We start from the raw sequence: 18,213 nt of genomic DNA on the forward strand, positions 1-18,213 counted from the left end.
ATCATAAATCGTTATTTCTATCATAGCAGTTATTGCCATTTGACGCAATGATTATTTGAGAAAGGAGCGTGAAATTATGCGAAAAAGAGGACTGATTTCAGTTTTGATTTTATCTCTTTTGCTTAGCAGCACCATACCGCATAAAATTCAGGCTGTAACTGAACAAGCTAAGACCGCTAAAACTTCTGATAACTATGTCGAGGGCGAAGCCATTGTAACACTTAACGCTTCTTCCGAAACCGGACTTGCCAAAGAGGGAACCGCATCATTTGATTCCGATATTGAAGTGGAAAACAGCTGGGATTTTGGTCCTGCCAAAAAGAAAAAGGGGAAAAATCTCTATCTTTCAGAGGTTCACTCTGATACTTATTCAACGAAAGAACTTATTGAAAAACTGAAAAAACAGGATAATGTAGTTGCCGCCGAGCCAAATTACTACCGCTATAAATTAGCCACGACAAACGATACTTATGCCGACGAACAGTGGTATTTAGACGGCACCGGAGCCTATCAGACTACTTCCTCCGGTATTCAGTACAAAAACCGGATTCAAACAAGTAACGACAGCGATACCATTGTTGCAGTCGTTGATACCGGTATTGACTACACCCACGAAGATTTAGCCGCTCACATGTGGAAAAATCCTTACGACCAGTTAGAGCTTCCGGGTACATATGGCTATGATTTCGGAGATTACGACAGTGATCCTATGGACGAAGATGAGGACGGACACGGTACTCACTGCGCCGGTGTCATCAGTGCCGTATCGGACAATAATAAAGGAATCTGCGGCATCAGCAATGCAAAACTAATGGCGTTGAAAGTTTTTAATTCTGCCGGCACATCATACGATTCCGCTATCATCGCGGCTTTTAATTACATCTATAAAGCGCAGACTCTCGGCGCAAATATTGCCGCCATCAACTGTTCCTGGGGTGGCGGTGGAGGTAGTTCAACCTCTATGAAAACGCTGATTAACCAGATTGGGCAAAATGGCAGTCTGTTTCTTTTTGCTGCCGGAAACGAGGGCGAAGACCACGATAATGCCATCTCCGACGGATGCCCCTATGACTTGGACAGCCCTTATGTGGTAACCGTTGGTGCCTCCACCCAGACCGATAAAAAAGCATCTTTTTCCGATTACGGAAATAAGACGGTCCACCTTTTTGCACCGGGTCGGAATATTTTTTCCACAATAAATTCCGGCATTTTTTACCCTTCCGTTTACACAGACAGTATGCGAAGTTCACGGTGTTCGTATTTCACCTCTTTTAACTCAAACGACACCGTTTTATACCACCCATCGGAAATCGGCGAATCAGACGGCAGCATTTTATACAATGAAAAGTCTTATTCAGCAGAAGATTCGCACAATCAGGCAGGCAGCGGCTCTTACTGCATTTCCATTGATGCTGCGCGAAGTTCTGCAACTTTGACCCTTTACATGGATATTGACGGCATGAACTTAGCCGATGGCACATACCACCAGGTATCTTATGATACGGGCATCGAAGGAAATGGCGAAATTTCATGGTCACACTACAGCAGTAAATTATATTTTATAAAGAGGAACAATACCACTTACGCAGAAATTGTTTCCTTAACAGGCAACTTTACTTCCGTACATAAAATTTACATTGATAACATCGGCATTTCAAAAGCAAATCCGACAAATGCCCTTTATATCAAGTACAATTCGATGAGCGGCACTTCTATGGCTGCCCCTCAGGTATCAGCTGCCACAGCACTTCTTGCTGCCGCATATCCAAACGATTCCGCAGTGCAAAGGCGCAACCGTCTGCTGAACTGTGTGCGTGAGGTTTCAGGGCTTTCTTCCTACTGCATGACCGGCGGCATTTTGGATTTAAGTAAAATCAGTTCCGCCTCATCCGGTCTCCCTGCCTGTCTACAGACCACAACAAAGACAAACACCACTGCGGCACAAGGTACAAGCAGTACAAAGAAAACAACCAAACTGGTGACAAAAATAACATTAAATAAAAAGAAAGCAAAACTCCGTTATAAAAAGAAACTCAAATTAAAGGCCACCGTAAAACCAAAAAATGCAACAAACAAAAAAGTCAAATGGTATGTCTCCAATAAAAAATATGCCAAAGTAACGCAAAAAGGTGTTGTCCGTGCAAAGAAAAAGGGAATCGGCCATACCGTTAAGGTTTATGCAAAGGCAAAAGATAAATCCAAAAAGAAGGCTTATTGCAAAGTGCGCATTTATAAATAAAGATACCCTTGACTTTTTCTACACAAATCAACTACACTTAAGGACGAAACGGATTGTTTTACTATGAGGAGGCATTATGAAAAAAATTGGATTAATCGGAGCCATGGATGAAGAAGTGGCTATCATAAAAGAAGAAATGACAAATACAAACGAAGTGACAAAAGCAGGCATGACTTTTGTGGAAGGAGATTTTTACGGAATCAAAACCGTTGCCGTTGTAAGTGGAATTGGCAAGGTCAATATGGCAGTCTGCACCCAGATTCTCTGTGATGACTTTCATGTAACCATGGTTATCAACACCGGCGTTGCCGGCTCCTTGAACAACGCCCTTGATATCGGTGACATTGTTTTATCGAGTTGTGCGCAGGAACACGATATGGATGTCTCGCCACTCGGAGACCCGGTCGGCATCATTCCACGCATGGAACAGTCGATTTTTACAGCAGATGAGACACTGGTTTCTTTGGCAAAATCCGCCTGTGAAAAAGCGAATCCGGACATTCACTGCCACATTGGAAAAGTGGTGAGCGGCGACCAGTTTATCGCCAGTGCGGAGAAAAAGAATTATTTAATTGAAACATTCCATGGTGACTGTGCCGAAATGGAAGGTGCTGCCATGGCGCACACCGCTTACTTAAACAACGTCCCATTTTTAATTATCCGCGCCATTTCTGACAAGGCAGATAATTCCGGTCATATGGATTATCCGGTTTTTGCAAAACAGGCAATTATCCACACCGTTTCTCTGCTTAAGGAACTTTATCAACATTTATAAACAATTATCTTTGAGAATAACACAGTGGAATGTCACAATAGTTTATTGTGGCATTCCTTTTTTGGGGTTAAAATATGGTTACAATGAAAGGAGTGTAGCTATATGAAACAAATCAAAAAGGTAATTGCCCACAGCCTGGTTGCCGTTCTTTGTCTGTCTTCATTTCTGACAAACACGGCGTCCACCGAAGCAAAGGCAAAAAAACCAAAACTTTCCCAAAAATCAATGACTCTGACAAAGGGAAAATCAAAAACTCTTAAGGTAAAAAACACAAAAAAATGCAAGGTCACCTGGAAAACAAGCAAGAAAAAGATCGTTTCAATTTCAAAAAAGAAACGTACCTCCTGCAAATTAAAGGCAAGAGCGAAAGGAACCGCAAAAATCACCTGCACGGTAAAAAGAAAGAAAAAGACATATAAACTTACCTGCAAAGTAAAGGTGAAAGCAAAAAAAACCGTCGTTGCTTCCAGCTTAAAGGATACCTATGCAAAAATTGTACCATACATGGGTACCTGCCTAAACTACGGAAGTGCTTCTAATCCACGAGAACTGCAAAACGCGTCCACAATGAAATTTGTAAAAAAACAGTACAACAGCTTTACTTTGGAAAATGAAATGAAACCGGATGCTATTCTCGGCTCATCCGCCAAGCTCATTTCCGTTGCTGACGCAAAGAAAAAGGGATATTACATTCCTGCAGGATATGCCGAATCAACCGTTCCGGAATTAGCATTTACAACCGTTGACAAATCTTTAGAGGCCGCAAAAAACAACGGTTTGAAAATGCGTGCCCATACTTTGGTATGGCACAGCCAGACACCGTCCTGGTTCTTTACAAAAAATTACGATGGCTCAAAAGTTGTTACTCCTGCTGTTATGGATGCCCGTCTTGATTTTTACATTCACAATGTAATGGGGCATGTAATGGATAAAGAAAAAGCTTTAACCGGTTCTGCCGGAAGCATTGTTTACGCATGGGATGTTGTAAACGAATATCTCCACCGTCCGTCTTTTGCATTTTTCAAAACATGGACGAGTGTATATGGCGATATGGGAAATTCTCCTTCTTATATTAAGAAAGCATTTGAAATTGCCTACGATATGTTAAAGAGTTATCAGGCAACGGATAAAGTCACGTTATTTTATAATGATTACAACACCTATTTCGGTGTAAAAGACACATTAAATCTGGTAGAATTTATCAACAAAGGCGAAACTGCTAAAATTTGCGGGGGTATCGGCATGCAGAGCCACGTAGATGTAAAAGTTCCTACGGTTGCTGAATACGGCAGTGCATTAGAGCAGTTTTTAGCAGCAGGTTACGAAATTCAGATAACCGAACTTGACTTTACTATAAACTTTGACACGGAAGGAACTAATGCTTCCTACGCTTACACACCGGAGCATGAAACCGATGCGGATCAGGCAAAATTCGTAAAAAAACTGATGCAGACCATCATTACCAAGCAAAAAAATCGTAATCAGAGTGTAAATCCAAAAGGAATTACCGGTATCACTCTCTGGGGCCTATGTGATGCGACATCCTGGCGTTCCCAGTGTGCTCCTCTTTTGTTTGATACCAGTATTTATGATCCAAAATTGTCATACACAGCCTTTTTAGAGGCGGCAAAAATTTGGTAAGTTGCGGTAATTGTAAAAAAAGTGTGTGTTTGTGTTGACAACTTCACCGCAAAATTTTATAATCCCATTGTGAGACAATATTATTTAGGAAAGAGGGATGTAAGGGTGGATAATCGAGAAACACAAAAACCATCTTGGATTCGTACAAAAAAGGGAAAGGCAATGCTTATTGCTACAATTGCAACACTTGTTGTAGTGATAAGCATTGTTTTGGGTATACATATTTATTATATGAACCGCTGGTACTCAAATACATGGATTGGAGACCGAGAAGTTTCGGGTATGACCTATGAGGAATCTGCGGAATTGATTAATCGGGTATTTTCCACGTATCAACTGAAAATAACAGGAAGAAATAATGGAACTTTGACAATCGGAAAAGATGACATTGATTATCAAGTCGACATCAAAGATTCGCTTCAGAAAAAATATGATGAGCAACATGATTCTCTTCCTTTCTTTTCCCTAGGAAAAAGAAAGCAGGTGGATATTGACTTAGGGGCTTCTTATGATGAGAAAAAACTGGATGCCCTCGTGGGACAGTCTGATCTCTCAACCGGAAGTGAGTCATATCCGGTTACACAACCGCAAAACGCAAAGGTCGCTTTTTCATCAGAGAAAAAATATTTGGTTATTGAAAAAGAATATTTAGGAAATACGCTTAATCACGATGAATTGATAACGGCGATTGGAAAAGCTCTGAAATCCGGACACGAAAAGGTAAACTTAACGGATGAAAAAAAATACCCAGATGTATACGAAAAGCCAAGTATTTATTCCACAGACCCTTCGCTTCAGCAAAAAGTGGATGCCTGCAATCCGGTAATTCTGCGCTGGATAACCTGGACAATTCAAAAGGACATTAAAGAAACCATCGGTCCAAAACAGATTTATAAATGGTGCAATTATAAAAACGGAAAAGTTACTTTTGATAATCAGGCAATTGAAAAATGGGTTGAAAAAACCTGCTTTAAGTACAAAACTATTGGCGTGACACGCTCATTTAAAAGCCACAACGGCAAAACTGTTTCCGTAACCGGTGGGGACTACGGTTGGCAGCTTGTTTACGATACAATGCTGAAGCAATTGACAAGCGCTCTGAAAAAGACAATGGATGCAAATAAGCAGAAAGCCTATATGGAAAATCCGGATGCCACACAGAAAAAAGCATTGACGATCAAAAAGAAAACAAAATTTGCCAACACGGCATTTACAATGAACATAGATGACAAAACAAAGGATTGGGACACAGAAAACTTTACTGAAATTGATCTTACTGCTCAAAAGGTTTATGTATGGCGCAACGGAAAAGTTGCTTTTAAGTGTCGAACAATCAGCGGAAAACCAGTAAAAGACCGTCAAACACGAACCGGTGCTTATTTCATCAAAGAACACCAGACACACCGTACTCTCCGCGGCGATAACTATGCAACGCCGGTAAACAACTGGGTTCGTATCATGTGGACCGGAACCGGATTCCACGGTGCGCCTTGGCAGCCATGGAGCCGCTGGAGTAAAACACTTTATAGAAGCCGTGGTTCACACGGATGCTTAAACTTATCTCCATCGGATTCGAAAAAGATTTATGACTTAACAAAGTACCGTGAGATGGTGTTTATACATTATTAATATAGGTTGTTAGAAATAAAAAAGGGAAAGCGGGATATTTGCTTCGCAAATATAGCTTTCCTTTTTTATTTTAACAACCGGCGATAGGGCTGCAAGTTATACTAACTCTCGCCAAAATGCTGGCTGCTGTGTTTCGACTTAAGCCGAAGTGGCTTTCTAACTTTATATATTACTAAAAAAGATTTGTGTTTCATGGGTACAAACGCGCGGATTCAATATGCACATTTTCAGCACATGACATATCTCCGCGTGTTTGTCTAAGCGACAGCGCCCATGAAACACAAACTTTTTTAGTCATATATGAAATTAGAAAACTTACTCCGCTTTATAATCATACCGCAATACTACGACCGACAATGGTGGAACATACAGTTCCAGTTCGTAATATTTCTTTCCCGGCTGGATTTTTTCGCCCGGTCTTGGTACTACCGGTGCCTTACATGGTTTTGCCTGAATCGGCTTTTTATTCACACGGCCTTCACCACCAAATCGCTCTTCGTCGGAATTTAGTATCTCCGTAAAGGTTCCGGCACAAGGTGCATTGACCTGATAATCTTCCAATGCCATCGGTGTGAAGTTTGCAATAAACATCAACTGGTCTTTTACTGAGCTGCCACGGCGCACAAACGCTACTGTACTTAATTCCGGACGCCAGCAGTCCATCCACTCAAAGCCCATAACATTAAAATCGTGATAATACAAGGCATCGTACTTTTGGTACAAGTGATTTAATTCACGTACGTAATCCTGCATTTTCTTATGTCTGTCATCTTCTTCCAGTAAAAACCAGTCCAGACTTCGAAACTCTGCCCATTCTCGTTTCTGAGCAAATTCCTGCCCCATAAACAAAAGCTTTTTGCCCGGATGACCATACATAAATCCAAACGCGGCACGAAGAGAAGCAAACTTATCTCCTTCCAAACCGGACATCTTGTTTAACAGAGAACATTTTCCATGAACCACCTCATCATGCGATAAAACCAAAATGTATTTCTCACTGGTGTAATAATCAATACTAAAACACAACTGCCTCTGATGGTCTTTTCTGAAATATGGATCTAATTTCATGTACTCCAAAAAGTCATTCATCCAACCCATATTCCATTTGTAAGAAAAGCCAAGTCCGCCATCTGCTACCGGCGCCGTAACGCCCGGCCATGCCGTCGACTCTTCCGCAATGATATAAGCTCCCGGATGCTCCTTTTCCACCTCGGAATTTAAATGCTGCAGGAAATGAATTGCCTCGTAATGCTCATTTCCGCCATCTTTGTTCGGAAGCCACTCGCCATCGCTTTTTCCATAATCCAGATACAGCATAGATGCAACGGCATCCACACGAAGTCCGTCAATATGGAACTTCTCTATCCAGAACAGTGCATTGGCAACGAGGAAGTTTTTCACTTCCATTCTTCCGTAATCAAAAATATATGTTCCCCAGTCTGGGTGTTCACCACGTCTGCTGTCCGGATGTTCATACAACGGCTGTCCGTCAAAACGTCCAAGGCAGTGAGCATCTTTCGGAAAATGCGCCGGTACCCAGTCTAAAATTACCTGAATCCCCCGCTTGTGCATTTCATCCACAAAATACATAAAATCTTTTGGCTCACCATAACGGCTCGTCGGCGCATAATAACAGCCAACCTGATAGCCCCATGAGCCATCAAACGGATACTCTGCAATTCCCATCAATTCAATATGAGTATAACCCATATCAACCACATAGTCGCCAAGCATAGATGCTAACTCACGATATGAAAAATTGCCATTGTCATCGTCTTCAATCCGTTTTTTCCAGGAAGCAAGATGAACCTCATAAATACTCATCGGCTCTTTGTCTCTTACATCTCTTGACTTTTTCTGATGCTTCTTCTGATAAGAACCATCCTGCCATTTGTAGCCATCAAGCGACGTAATTCGGGAAGCATTTCCCGGACGCAGCTCCGCATAATTTCCATAAGGGTCCGTCTTATACAACTTATCCCCGCTCTTTGCCGTAATCTCATACTTATAGGCAGCGCCTTCCCACGCGCTCGGCACGAACAGTTCAAAAATACCGCTGCTCCCCCTCATAATCATCTTATGAAGTCTTGCATCCCACATATTAAACTCGCCGATTACACTCACGCTGCAGGCGTGTGGCGCCCAGACAGCAAACTGAACGCCCTCCACGCCATCGCGCTTCATCGGATGTGCTCCTAATTTTTCATAAATTTTATAATGGTTTCCCTCCGAGAATAAATACCGGTCAAGTTCACCAAACATCCCCGGAAATGCATAAGGGTCGTCAATTTCAATCACATCGTCCGGTCCATATTCCACCCGGAATCGATATTTTTTCAGTCGCTCCGATTTCTTCTCAATGACATAGCCAAAAAATCCTTCCGGCTCCATTGGTTCCATCTCGTAAGTGGTCTCCCCTTTTGAATCCAGCACCCACATACGTTTTGCACACGGACGATATGCGGTAAAAATCTGCACATCCTCCTCTTTGAAAATGTGGCAGCCAAGCAAATCCTGAGGTGCATTCAAAATTCCCTCTTCCAATTCCTTCAGCATCTCTTTGCTCGTCCACTGTTCCAAATATGGATTGCTCACATGTTCACCCCCTGCATTTATTTTATCCTAACTGATTCAGCAAGTCCTTTACAATTACAGCCAGTTTTTCTGATTTTTCATCGGCATCTGCCAAATCTTTACCAACAACACCAAAGTAAAGTTTAATCTTTGGCTCCGTACCGGATGGACGAACACAAAGCCATGCATCCTCGGTCAATTCAAAATAGAGTACGTTGGACTTTGGAATACCGGTTGGTTTCTTCTCGCCGGTCTTAACATTTACGATTTCATCTTTCAAATAATCTCTTACTGCCGTCACATCGTAATTACCAAATTTCATCGGCGGATTTTTACGGAGATTATCCATAATCGACTGAATCTTCTGCAGTCCCTCAATACCTTTATGCGTAATGGCAATTACATTATCTTTGTAGTAGCCGTATTTCTCATACATATCTAACATAGCATCCCAAATTGTTTTGCCTCGCAGTTTATAATAAGCAGCCGCCTCGCAAAGTGCCATCGATGCCACAATCGCATCCTTATCTCTTGCATGCGTTCCAATCAAGCAGCCATAACTTTCCTCAAAGCCGAACAGATAGTGGCCTTTTCCGGTTGTCTCCATGCGGAGAATCTCTCTTCCAATCCACTTAAATCCGGTCAGGCACTCGGTCACTTTGATACCATAATATTTTGCCATCGCATCTACGAGGTTTGAAGTAACAACCGTCTTAATCAACTCGCCATCTTCCGGAAGTTTTCCTTCCAGTGCAAGTTTCTGTCCAATTTCATAATCGGCAAGAAAACTTCCCGACATATTTCCGGTTAAGCAGATATACTCACCGGATTTGGTATCTTTTACATAAACACCAAGGCGGTCCGCATCCGGGTCCGTTGCCAGAACTAAATCGGCATCTTTTTCTTTTGCCAGTTTAAGAGCAAGTTCGAATGCTTCCGGTGCTTCCGGATTCGGATAACTGACGGTAGGGAATTCACCATCCGGCAGTTCCTGCTCCGGTACAACAAATACATTTTTAAAACCAAGTTCTTTCAAAATACGGCGTACCGGCAGATTTCCGGTTCCGTGAAGTGGGGTATAAACAATTTTCAAATCTGCTGACGCTTTCTTAATGCAATCCGGATGAAGAACATTTTTCTTAAGTTCCTCCATATAACGGTCATCAACAGCTTTTCCGATATTCTCATACAAACCGGCTTTCTTTGCCTCTTCTTTGTCCATTGTCTTAACGGCCGCATAATCGGTTACCGCTTTCACCTCATCCATAATTCCGGTATCATGAGGCGGTGTAATCTGTGCACCATCTTCCCAGTATACTTTGTAGCCGTTGTATTCCGGCGGGTTATGGCTGGCAGTAATGTTAATACCGGAAATACATCCTAACTCACGAACGGCAAAGGACAATTCCGGTGTCGGTCGAAGTGATTCAAAAACATAAGCTTTAATTCCATTTGCTGCCAAACAACAAGCCGCTTCATCTGCAAATTCCGGTGACATCCGGCGGGAATCAAAAGCAATTGCCACGCCCTTTTTCTGTCCGTTCTGTTTGATGATGTAGTTGGCAAGTCCCTGTGTCGCTTTGCGTACCGTATAAACATTCATACGGTTTGTTCCTGCCCCGATAATACCACGGAGACCGGCTGTACCAAACTCAAGGTCCGCATAAAAACGCTCTTTGATTTCATTTTCATCCCCGGCAATACTCTCAAGCTCTTTCTTTGTGTCGTCATCAAAATATGGATTTGATAACCAAGCTTCGTATGTTTTCTTGTAGTCCATAATTTCCTCCTTGCTGCCACATCCATGTGTGGCCTGCTTTTTTAATTTATTTCACTTTCTAAAAAGTGATATTCACCCTTTCGGGAAATTTACTTAACTATTTTTTGTCAAATCCGGAAAACTCCAGGAAATATCCTTGCTGTCATCCGATATTTCAACGGCATAGGTTTTTGTCTCATAACCATCTTTTGTAAGAGAAAGTGTTACATTTCCTATCATTTTCGTAAAACTGCAGGGCACCTCTCCCTTATAAGTTCCGTTGACATAAACGGCGGCACCAACCGGCGCACTTACCGTAACCTTATGGTCGTTATCATAAGTGACACTGCTCTCACTCGAAGAGGAGGACGAATCATCGGAAACTGAACTGGAAGATTCGGAACTATCGGTCTCGACATCCGCACTTTCTTCTGCCAAATTAATGTGAACGGTCAGACTCGCATCCTTCACGGTAATAATACCGCTGTAATCTTCGTAGCCCTCGAGTGAAACTTTCACGGAATGATTACCATATTTTAAAGAAACAGGTTTTGACGGGTCGGTGATCGATCCGTTTACATAAAGTTCTGCGCCCTGTGGATTCACATCAAATGTAACCCGCGCCGTATCCGGCACTTGATTCTGGTACTTCGCCATATCAACTTTCGTAACCTGTCCGCGTTTTACTTCTACCGTGACTTCAGCCATCAAATCACCATTTTTCATTGTGACAAGCTGCTGCCCCTCCGGCACAACCAAAAGCATATCCTTTGCGACCGGGAGAATTGCCTCGCCCTGCACCGTAACCGTACCGCCGGTAAAATCCTTAAAATTATTCGGCTTGATATATCCATGTCCCCTTGTGACAACAACAGAAAATGCTTGTCCATTCATCCCGCGGAGAGTCACTTCATCCTCCGGCGTAATCTCCAATGGGTCAATCTGTCTGCCATCTGAAAATACAAGCAGGTCATCGTTATAGGCATAATTCACACCACGCACCGTAAGCCGTTTTTCGTCCTGGTTGATTTCGAGCGAAGCTCCCTCGTGCTCGGTAACCGATGCGTTCTGTATCATCTTCTCAACCTTTTTTCCATCTTCACTTGTATACACATCATAAACTTCACCCGGCTCAATTTCGGATGCCGTCATTTGTTTGTTGTTCTTTGTCAAAATCTGTGTACCACCGGTATAAGGATACGTCTCCATCGTCTGGAATGTTGTATTATAAAATTCCATCGTACCCTGCTCTTCATCAACAGCGCCAACTGCGCCGACAAAATCAGCCCCCTGCTCATAGCTGACACTCGGCTCCGGAGAGTTCGTCACCTCCGCCTTTTTGGCAGTTGACCCGCAGCCGGTCAGACCAGCCAGCAAAACAATAAAAAGACAAATCTGTATTTTCGCTTGTTTCATTTTTTATCTCCTGACACTCTTTTTGCGTGACAAAATGCTTCCGTATATTAAGAATTATATTGTATCACATTTTAGGCTTTCTGACTAGTCCCTAACGTAAATGTTCGCATTTGCTGCAAAAACTTATCTTTGCTCTCTTCCTGCTCACAAACAGCCTTTAATTTTTCCATGTTTTTGTTGGAAATCCACGTCTTTTTACTGTTGATGTACTGATTGAGAAGCTTCCAGTATTTAATTGGATATGACAAAATGGTGATGAGAAATTCCAGTTCTTTTTTACTGCATCCTGCCCCCTCGCAGTAACCATTCCACAAAACTACTCCTTTTTCCACCTGCCACTTATTCTTTTCCATGACTTTTCTCATAAAATACGCCATATCAAGAAGCTGCATTCCCGGTGCGGCATGCTCAAAATTTGTTGTGGCGAGCCCGCTTTTGGTTAAAAGCAGATTATGGTAATTATACTCCCCGTGGCAGACGTCTTTGGTCTGCCCACTGTGTTCCTTGTAATAGAGATTTTCGGATAGCTGGCTGCGTACCTGCATGGCACGCTCATAGAAATTTGGAAAGCACTGCATGGCATACCGCTCAAATTCCGTTTTTTTCTTCTTTCCACGCATATACCCATACACATGTTTCATTTCCCTGTTATGTTTATCATACCGGGATAAAAGTGGCTGCTGAAGCAAAACCGGTTCCTCATAAAAGTTTTGCAGACTACTGTGGAGCTGTCCTAAGTTTTCTGCCATCAAGCGAATCGTGGTCACATTTTTGCAGTCACATTCCTCTCCAAAAAACCATCGGTACAAAACATATTTTGTCCCATCTTCCGCTTCTGTCAAATACTCTCCATCCACATTTTTCACGGCAAAATCTAAAAGTGTCATACCGTTTTTACGCAAATGATCCTTCACTTCATTTTCCCATTCAAAATGTCCGGTAAGTTTCATTTTTTCACGAAGCAGCAGAGGACCGTCTTTCGTATCAAATAGGATGGCACCCCTTGCCCGATATTGATTTTTCACCTGAAACCCGTATTTTTTCTCAATTAATTCCCGTCTGTCTTCCAAAAATATCCCCTCCTCAGTCTCCGTTTGTCTGCCTTAAATTTTATGTATCAGAATGAAAAATATGCCATATCATAAATGTTTTTCCGCTTTCATACACTGGGAACAAACGTCTTGGAGGCGCCCTCATGAAAAAAAGATTTTTTGCGCTCTTTCTCCTTTTTTCCCTCTTCATTGCAGGCTGTCAGACCGGGCAGGATGCAAACGCTGACTTTAACACCTTTTGCATGGAAACGTTTCGCTCCTATGCCGCAAGTGACTCCTTAACACTCAATTACACGCTGATGTCCCCGAAAAAATACGGAATTACGGATTTGCCTGATGGGTTTTCTTCGTTTTCCCTTCACGATTTGAAGCAGATGCAGACTTCGACGGAAAATACACTTGCAAGACTTCGTAGCTTTGCCTCGAAAAATTTATCCCGCGAGGACAGACTTCTCTATGATACACTTGATGCCTCGCTTACGCTGTCACAGGAGGACATCCGCATGCTTGCTCATTCGTATTCGTTCGACCCTTCGAGTGGGATTCAGGCACAGCTTCCGGTTCTTCTCTGTGAATTTATTCTTACAGACAAACAGGATTATGACCAGTATTTTTCTTTACTAAAGTCCATCCCTGCCTACTTTAACTCTTTAACCGCTTTAGAAAAAGCCAAGCAAAAAAAGGGCACACTGCCATCCGCCACAACCATTCGCCACACAATAAGACAGTGTCAGGAATTTGTCGACTCATCAGGGACAGATGCCATCGAGAAAAGTTTTGAAAAATCCATAAATTCCGCCTCTTTTTTCTCTGCTTCCGAAAAGAAAGAGCGGTTAGAAAAACATAGGAAACTTCTCTCTCACTCGCTTTTCCCCGCCTATAAAAATCTAATTGCCGAATTAGGTAAACTTTTGCCCTTTGCTCCAAATGATGGTGCCCTCGCCGCATACACAGGCGGCCGTGCTTATTATGAATATCTGGTAAAAGAAAAAACCGGCACAATATCTTCACCGGATTCCTTATTTCAAATGCTGACAAAAAAACTAAGCGAATCCGAACAAAAACTTGCCACCCTTGCCGCCACGTCACCTTCGTCCTTTTTGACCTGCGAAAAGCACACTTCAAAATATGAAGAGCCAAAATCGATTCTTACTCATTTAAAGAAAAAAATCCGCACGGATTTTCCGGCACTGAAAAAACAGACCTGTCACATCCGCGCCGTCGATTCCTCGTTAGAAAACTTTTTAAGTCCCGCCTTTTATCTCACACCGCCCATCGACGAGCCTGCCACCAATGTGATTTACATCAATCATGCGGCAAAGTACCGCCGCCAGAATTTGCATGCTACCTTGGCACACGAGGGCTATCCGGGGCACTTATTTCAGAACTGTTATTTTCGCGAAAAAAATAAGCATCCCCTGCGTTATGTCCTTAATTTTCCGGCATACACAGAAGGCTACGCCACCTATGCAGAAATCTATTCTTACCAATTTTTAGATGCCACGAAAGAGGAAATCGATATTTTGCAGAACAATGCCATTTCCACCCACTGCCTGTATGCGCTCTGCGACATTGGCATTCATGCAAAACACTGGAACCGGAAAAAACTTTCCGATTTTCTTTCAAATCATGGGATTGTAACAACAGATAATGCCAGAGCCATTTATGAAACGATTATTGACTCGCCCGGCAGTTACCTGCCTTACACGATTGGTTATCTGGAAATCTGCCGGATTCGTGATACGTTTCAAAAAGCAGCCGGAAAATATTACAGTCCGCTTCTCTTCCACACATTTTTATTGGATACCGGACCAACTTCTTTTCCCGTTTTAGAGAGGCAAATTAACGGCTGGCTCAAAGAAAAAACTTGAAACTCCCGATGTTCAATGATATATTGATATTAGATTTATTTTATAGATCTCACCTAACTAATCAATTAAAAATTGGAGGAAATATTTATATGGGAAACTTTTGTACACAATGTGGCCGTCCGCTTCAGGAAGGCGAAGTTTGTAACTGCACTGCACAGGCAGCGCCAAATCCGGCACCTGCTGCTCCAACACCAACGCCCGTTGCTCCGAATCCGGTAACACCGCCACAGGCTGCACCAACACCGGCTCCGGCTCCTACACCGGCACCTACACCGGTACAGGCTGCACCAAGTCAGAGTTCACGTGAAATCAAACAGGGCTTTGAAAATTTGGTTACTGCGTTGAAAACTATTTGGAAAAACCCGGCAGAAGCTGTTTCTGCTCTTGCAAAAAAAGAGAGCTGGCTTGCCGCATTGATTTTAATTGCCGCACAGGCACTTTTCAGCGGATTATTTGCTTTGACAAACTACGGTGTAGGACTTGAACATAATTCCGCAATAAGCCTTGTGATTTCCTTTTTCTTTACCTTCTTCTTCTCGATTGCTCTCTCCGCAGCAGCAATGGGAATGTATCTTGGTATCGGAAAAGCAGTGAAAGCTAACGTTACTTTTAAATCCGCACTGGCAACAGCATCCATTCGCTGTTTCGTATGCCTGCCACTGACTTTTATCGGTCTTTTACTTGGCATGGCAAGCGTACAGATTGGTATGTTTTTCTTCTTCCTCGGTGAAATCATTGCTGCTTTCTTAAGCATCCTTGCCGTAGAGAAGAATTTTGAAGTAAACGCAAACCGTGCTTTCCTGATAGTCGGCAGCACATATGTTGTATTATATATTTTGTTTGTTATATTTGCAGCACTTTTCAATGCTGTAATGCCAACAGAAATATTTACGTTTGTTGAAGGCTCTTCCTACAGTCGATGGAGTGATTGGTTTAATTAAATGCCGGCGTGAAAAAATTTAAAAAATAAGTGAGGATTTTGATATGTTTAAGCAAGGTATAAAAGGCAGATATCTACATAAACATGCCACTTTTCTGTGGCTTAGCCTTTGCCTTGCCATTTTTTTATCGTCTCTGCCTCAAAAGGCACTTTTTGACAGAAATATTTTCTCATGCAGCCACGAATTAGACCAGTCATTGCAGCCGGTGCAGACACAGATTGGCACAAATGATTCCATCCCATTTTCCGGATGGGTTCTTTCTGCCGGCAAAGAGGGACAACCATTATCCTTTCTTTCCAGAATTCGTGTATCAAACCGGATTCCTTTTCGGCTACCGATTCCGGAACTTTGGTTTTCCGTTTTAGGTCTTTGTTTCGCCCTTTGGCAGTTCGTTTTTCTGCAAAGACTCAGGCGGCAGAGAAAAGACAATCATCTAAGAAATTTTTTGATACGATACATACATAATCAAAACGGAGAAACCTACCGTCAGGTCCTTTTCTGATTTCATAGAAGTCGGGAAAGGAGGACGTAACCATGATATTTGCAATTAAAACAATTATTTGCATTGCTGTTATCGGTCCAATCACAGCATGGGCTTATCATATTGAACATCGATAATAGCAAACAGGTTTCTCAAACTCAAATTTTATCAAGTGGCTTATGCCAAAAAAAGACTGCCTGTTCTGCGATATAACAATCGTCAGAGCAGACAGCCTTTTTTATTTCATTCGTTCTATTCTGTCACTAAGAAGGAACTCCATCAGCTTTGAATTTTTTTCATTTCCGGATTTTGCACCTTGTGCAGTAAACACCATTTCTGCCCGGTCATTTTCCTGATACGGATTCCATTTTGGAAGAACCTTTCCGTCATCATCTGTTCCATTTGGATCACCGTATTTGATAAAATTCGCCCAATAATTACACATTTGTCTGGCTAAATCATAATGCCTGCCAACAAATGGCCGCCAGCATTTGGCAAGTGTTTCAAAGAAAAACCACAAATCAACGGAATGAAATGTTCCCGGATGATCCTCTCCCGGTATATCCGGCGCAAAACGATAATAATAACAGTTTGCAGGCTTCACACTTTTTTCATTTAGAAGAAATGCGGCCTTTGTCATAAGTTCCATACCGCTAACGGGCGCATAACCATCTTTCGTTTGCTCATGCACTTGTGGTATTGCAAGAAACTCTTCCGCTTTTTTGCAAAACCAAGCACTTGCCTTCTTCTCAAGTTCTTCTTCATTCTGCGCATCAATCACAAATGGAAACTCATCTTCCGTATTTCCGGCAAGAACAGGCACACCGGCATATTTCCCTTGCGCAAACAAACGAATCGGATCGCCGATACAAATATTATTATCCCTTGACGTTACCATAATTTCATTTTCATACATAAATTTATCATAACAATCACGAATATATTTTGCATCCAGCTGCCTGGCCTCTGCCAGAGTCTTCACACCAAGATAATCGAAAAATTTCTCACCAAGTTTCTCTGCCTCATCCAACGATGGCGGAATTCCCATTCCCTCTTCAGCATATGGGCTTCGAATCATGCCGCTCATAATCACTGCACGCTGAAACAAATCAAAGTTATCCGGACAGGTCATCTGTGTCAGTACGCTCCCTGCCCCCGCCGACTGTCCGGCAATGGTAATCTGTTCTGGGTCGCCGCCAAATGACGCAATATTTCGTACAACCCAGCGAAGCCCTGCCTGCTGGTCAAGATTTCCAAAGTTTGTCGGTGCTTCCGGTGCCTCTTTGGTCAAATCTTTATGAGCAAGAAATCCAAAACAGTTGATACGGTAATTTACTGTCACAACAACGACACCTCTTTTAGCAAGCCGCTCTCCATCAAATTCCATTTCGGATGGATAACCCCACTGCAGCCCGCCGCCAAAATACCATACTAAAACCGGCTGTTTTTCATCTACAGTCTTTGCACTTGTCCACACATTCAGGTACAAACAATCTTCGTCCATAGGAATCTCCGGATCTACATGCCACTCTTTGCAATACACGTCTGTTCCAAGTCCCGGTATGCTCTGCATGGAAATCGGTGCAAATCGAGATGCATCCCTGATTCCCTCCCAGTCAGCCGCCGGCTGCGGTGCACGCCAGCGATTTTCTCTAATTGGTGGTGCCGCAAATGGGATTCCCTTAAATACAGTAATTCTAGGATCCGCTGCTTCAATTCCGCGCACCCATCCGTTTTCAGTCTTTGCCTCTCGTATCATCAAAAAACCTCCTTTTTTCTTTCCCCAAAACAAACTCTTAGAAATTTTATGAATACACGATTGATCTGTGTCGAAA

12 protein-coding genes are annotated in these 18,213 nt (G+C 42.5%); 7 read left to right on the forward strand and 5 right to left on the reverse strand.

Translation table 11 applies throughout. The annotated features are described in order from the left end of the window. Positions 1 to 76: 76 nt before the first annotated feature. The 4 genes from DW019_RS08345 (at position 77) to DW019_RS08360 (ending at position 6,284) form a co-directional block, all read left to right on the forward strand. Positions 77 to 2,239, forward strand: coding sequence for a S8 family serine peptidase (locus DW019_RS08345; protein WP_118443091.1), 2,163 nt, complete (start codon positions 77 to 79; stop codon positions 2,237 to 2,239). Positions 2,240 to 2,315: 76 nt separating this feature from the next. Next, complete coding sequence (locus tag DW019_RS08350; RefSeq protein WP_117478192.1) at positions 2,316 to 3,014, forward strand: 5'-methylthioadenosine/adenosylhomocysteine nucleosidase; 699 nt, start codon at positions 2,316 to 2,318, stop codon at positions 3,012 to 3,014. Between the two features lie 102 nt (positions 3,015 to 3,116). Continuing rightward, positions 3,117 to 4,655, forward strand: a complete 1,539-nt coding sequence (locus DW019_RS08355) for an endo-1,4-beta-xylanase (protein WP_118443092.1) — start codon at positions 3,117 to 3,119, stop codon at positions 4,653 to 4,655. 105 nt (positions 4,656 to 4,760) lie between these two features. After that, positions 4,761 to 6,284, forward strand: a complete 1,524-nt coding sequence (locus DW019_RS08360; protein WP_118443093.1) for a L,D-transpeptidase family protein — start codon at positions 4,761 to 4,763, stop codon at positions 6,282 to 6,284. A 315-nt stretch (positions 6,285 to 6,599) separates the two neighbouring features. On the opposite strand, the gene glgB is transcribed toward DW019_RS08360, so the two are convergent. The 4 genes from glgB to DW019_RS08380 all read right to left on the reverse strand — a co-directional run bounded on the left by glgB (position 6,600) and on the right by DW019_RS08380 (position 13,103). Further along, complete coding sequence (gene glgB, locus DW019_RS08365) at positions 6,600 to 8,879, reverse strand: 1,4-alpha-glucan branching protein GlgB (RefSeq protein WP_243024133.1); 2,280 nt, start codon at positions 8,877 to 8,879, stop codon at positions 6,600 to 6,602. Positions 8,880 to 8,901: 22 nt separating this feature from the next. Next, entirely contained in the window at positions 8,902 to 10,641 is a 1,740-nt protein-coding gene (locus DW019_RS08370; RefSeq protein WP_347461395.1) for a phospho-sugar mutase, read from the reverse strand. A 90-nt stretch (positions 10,642 to 10,731) separates the two neighbouring features. Further along, the gene (locus tag DW019_RS08375) at positions 10,732 to 12,033 is read right to left on the reverse strand and encodes a PEGA domain-containing protein (protein WP_118443094.1); all 1,302 of its coding nucleotides are present in this window, start codon (positions 12,031 to 12,033) and stop codon (positions 10,732 to 10,734) included. Positions 12,034 to 12,104: 71 nt separating this feature from the next. Then, positions 12,105 to 13,103 carry a hypothetical protein gene (locus tag DW019_RS08380; protein WP_117478197.1) on the reverse strand — a complete coding sequence of 333 codons (999 nt, stop codon included), beginning with the start codon at positions 13,101 to 13,103 and terminating at the stop codon, positions 12,105 to 12,107. 125 nt (positions 13,104 to 13,228) lie between these two features. On the opposite strand from DW019_RS08380, the gene DW019_RS08385 reads away from it, so the two are divergent. From DW019_RS08385 to DW019_RS08395, 3 genes are all read left to right on the forward strand, one after another. Then, the gene (locus DW019_RS08385; RefSeq protein ID WP_118443095.1) at positions 13,229 to 14,956 is read left to right on the forward strand and encodes a DUF885 domain-containing protein; all 1,728 of its coding nucleotides are present in this window, start codon (positions 13,229 to 13,231) and stop codon (positions 14,954 to 14,956) included. 89 nt (positions 14,957 to 15,045) lie between these two features. Then, complete coding sequence (locus tag DW019_RS15050; RefSeq protein ID WP_182431077.1) at positions 15,046 to 15,897, forward strand: YIP1 family protein; 852 nt, start codon at positions 15,046 to 15,048, stop codon at positions 15,895 to 15,897. 43 nt (positions 15,898 to 15,940) lie between these two features. Further along, positions 15,941 to 16,399, forward strand: a complete 459-nt coding sequence (locus DW019_RS08395; RefSeq protein WP_118443096.1) for a hypothetical protein — start codon at positions 15,941 to 15,943, stop codon at positions 16,397 to 16,399. A gap of 217 nt (positions 16,400 to 16,616) precedes the next feature. Here DW019_RS08395 and DW019_RS08400 read toward each other — a convergent pair whose 3' ends face one another. Then, positions 16,617 to 18,137, reverse strand: coding sequence for a carboxylesterase family protein (locus DW019_RS08400; RefSeq protein WP_118443097.1), 1,521 nt, complete (start codon positions 18,135 to 18,137; stop codon positions 16,617 to 16,619). Positions 18,138 to 18,213: the final 76 nt, after the last annotated feature.

This window comes from Clostridium sp. AF37-5, assembly GCF_003477605.1.
Classification (GTDB): Bacteria; Bacillota; Clostridia; order Lachnospirales; family Lachnospiraceae; genus Eubacterium_F.

Excerpts from the sequence above, each read along its gene's own strand:
- DW019_RS08355 (WP_118443092.1), top strand. The coding sequence starts at position 3,117 with ATGAAACAAATCAAAAAGGTAATTGCCCACAGCCTGGTTGCCGTTCTT.
- DW019_RS08385 (WP_118443095.1), top strand. The coding sequence starts at position 13,229 with ATGAAAAAAAGATTTTTTGCGCTCTTTCTCCTTTTTTCCCTCTTCATT.
- DW019_RS15050 (WP_182431077.1), top strand. The coding sequence starts at position 15,046 with ATGGGAAACTTTTGTACACAATGTGGCCGTCCGCTTCAGGAAGGCGAA.
- DW019_RS08350 (WP_117478192.1), top strand. The coding sequence starts at position 2,316 with ATGAAAAAAATTGGATTAATCGGAGCCATGGATGAAGAAGTGGCTATC.
- DW019_RS08400 (WP_118443097.1), bottom strand. The coding sequence starts at position 18,137 with ATGATACGAGAGGCAAAGACTGAAAACGGATGGGTGCGCGGAATTGAA.
- DW019_RS08375 (WP_118443094.1), bottom strand. The coding sequence starts at position 12,033 with ATGAAACAAGCGAAAATACAGATTTGTCTTTTTATTGTTTTGCTGGCT.
- DW019_RS08395 (WP_118443096.1), top strand. The coding sequence starts at position 15,941 with ATGTTTAAGCAAGGTATAAAAGGCAGATATCTACATAAACATGCCACT.
- DW019_RS08345 (WP_118443091.1), top strand. The coding sequence starts at position 77 with ATGCGAAAAAGAGGACTGATTTCAGTTTTGATTTTATCTCTTTTGCTT.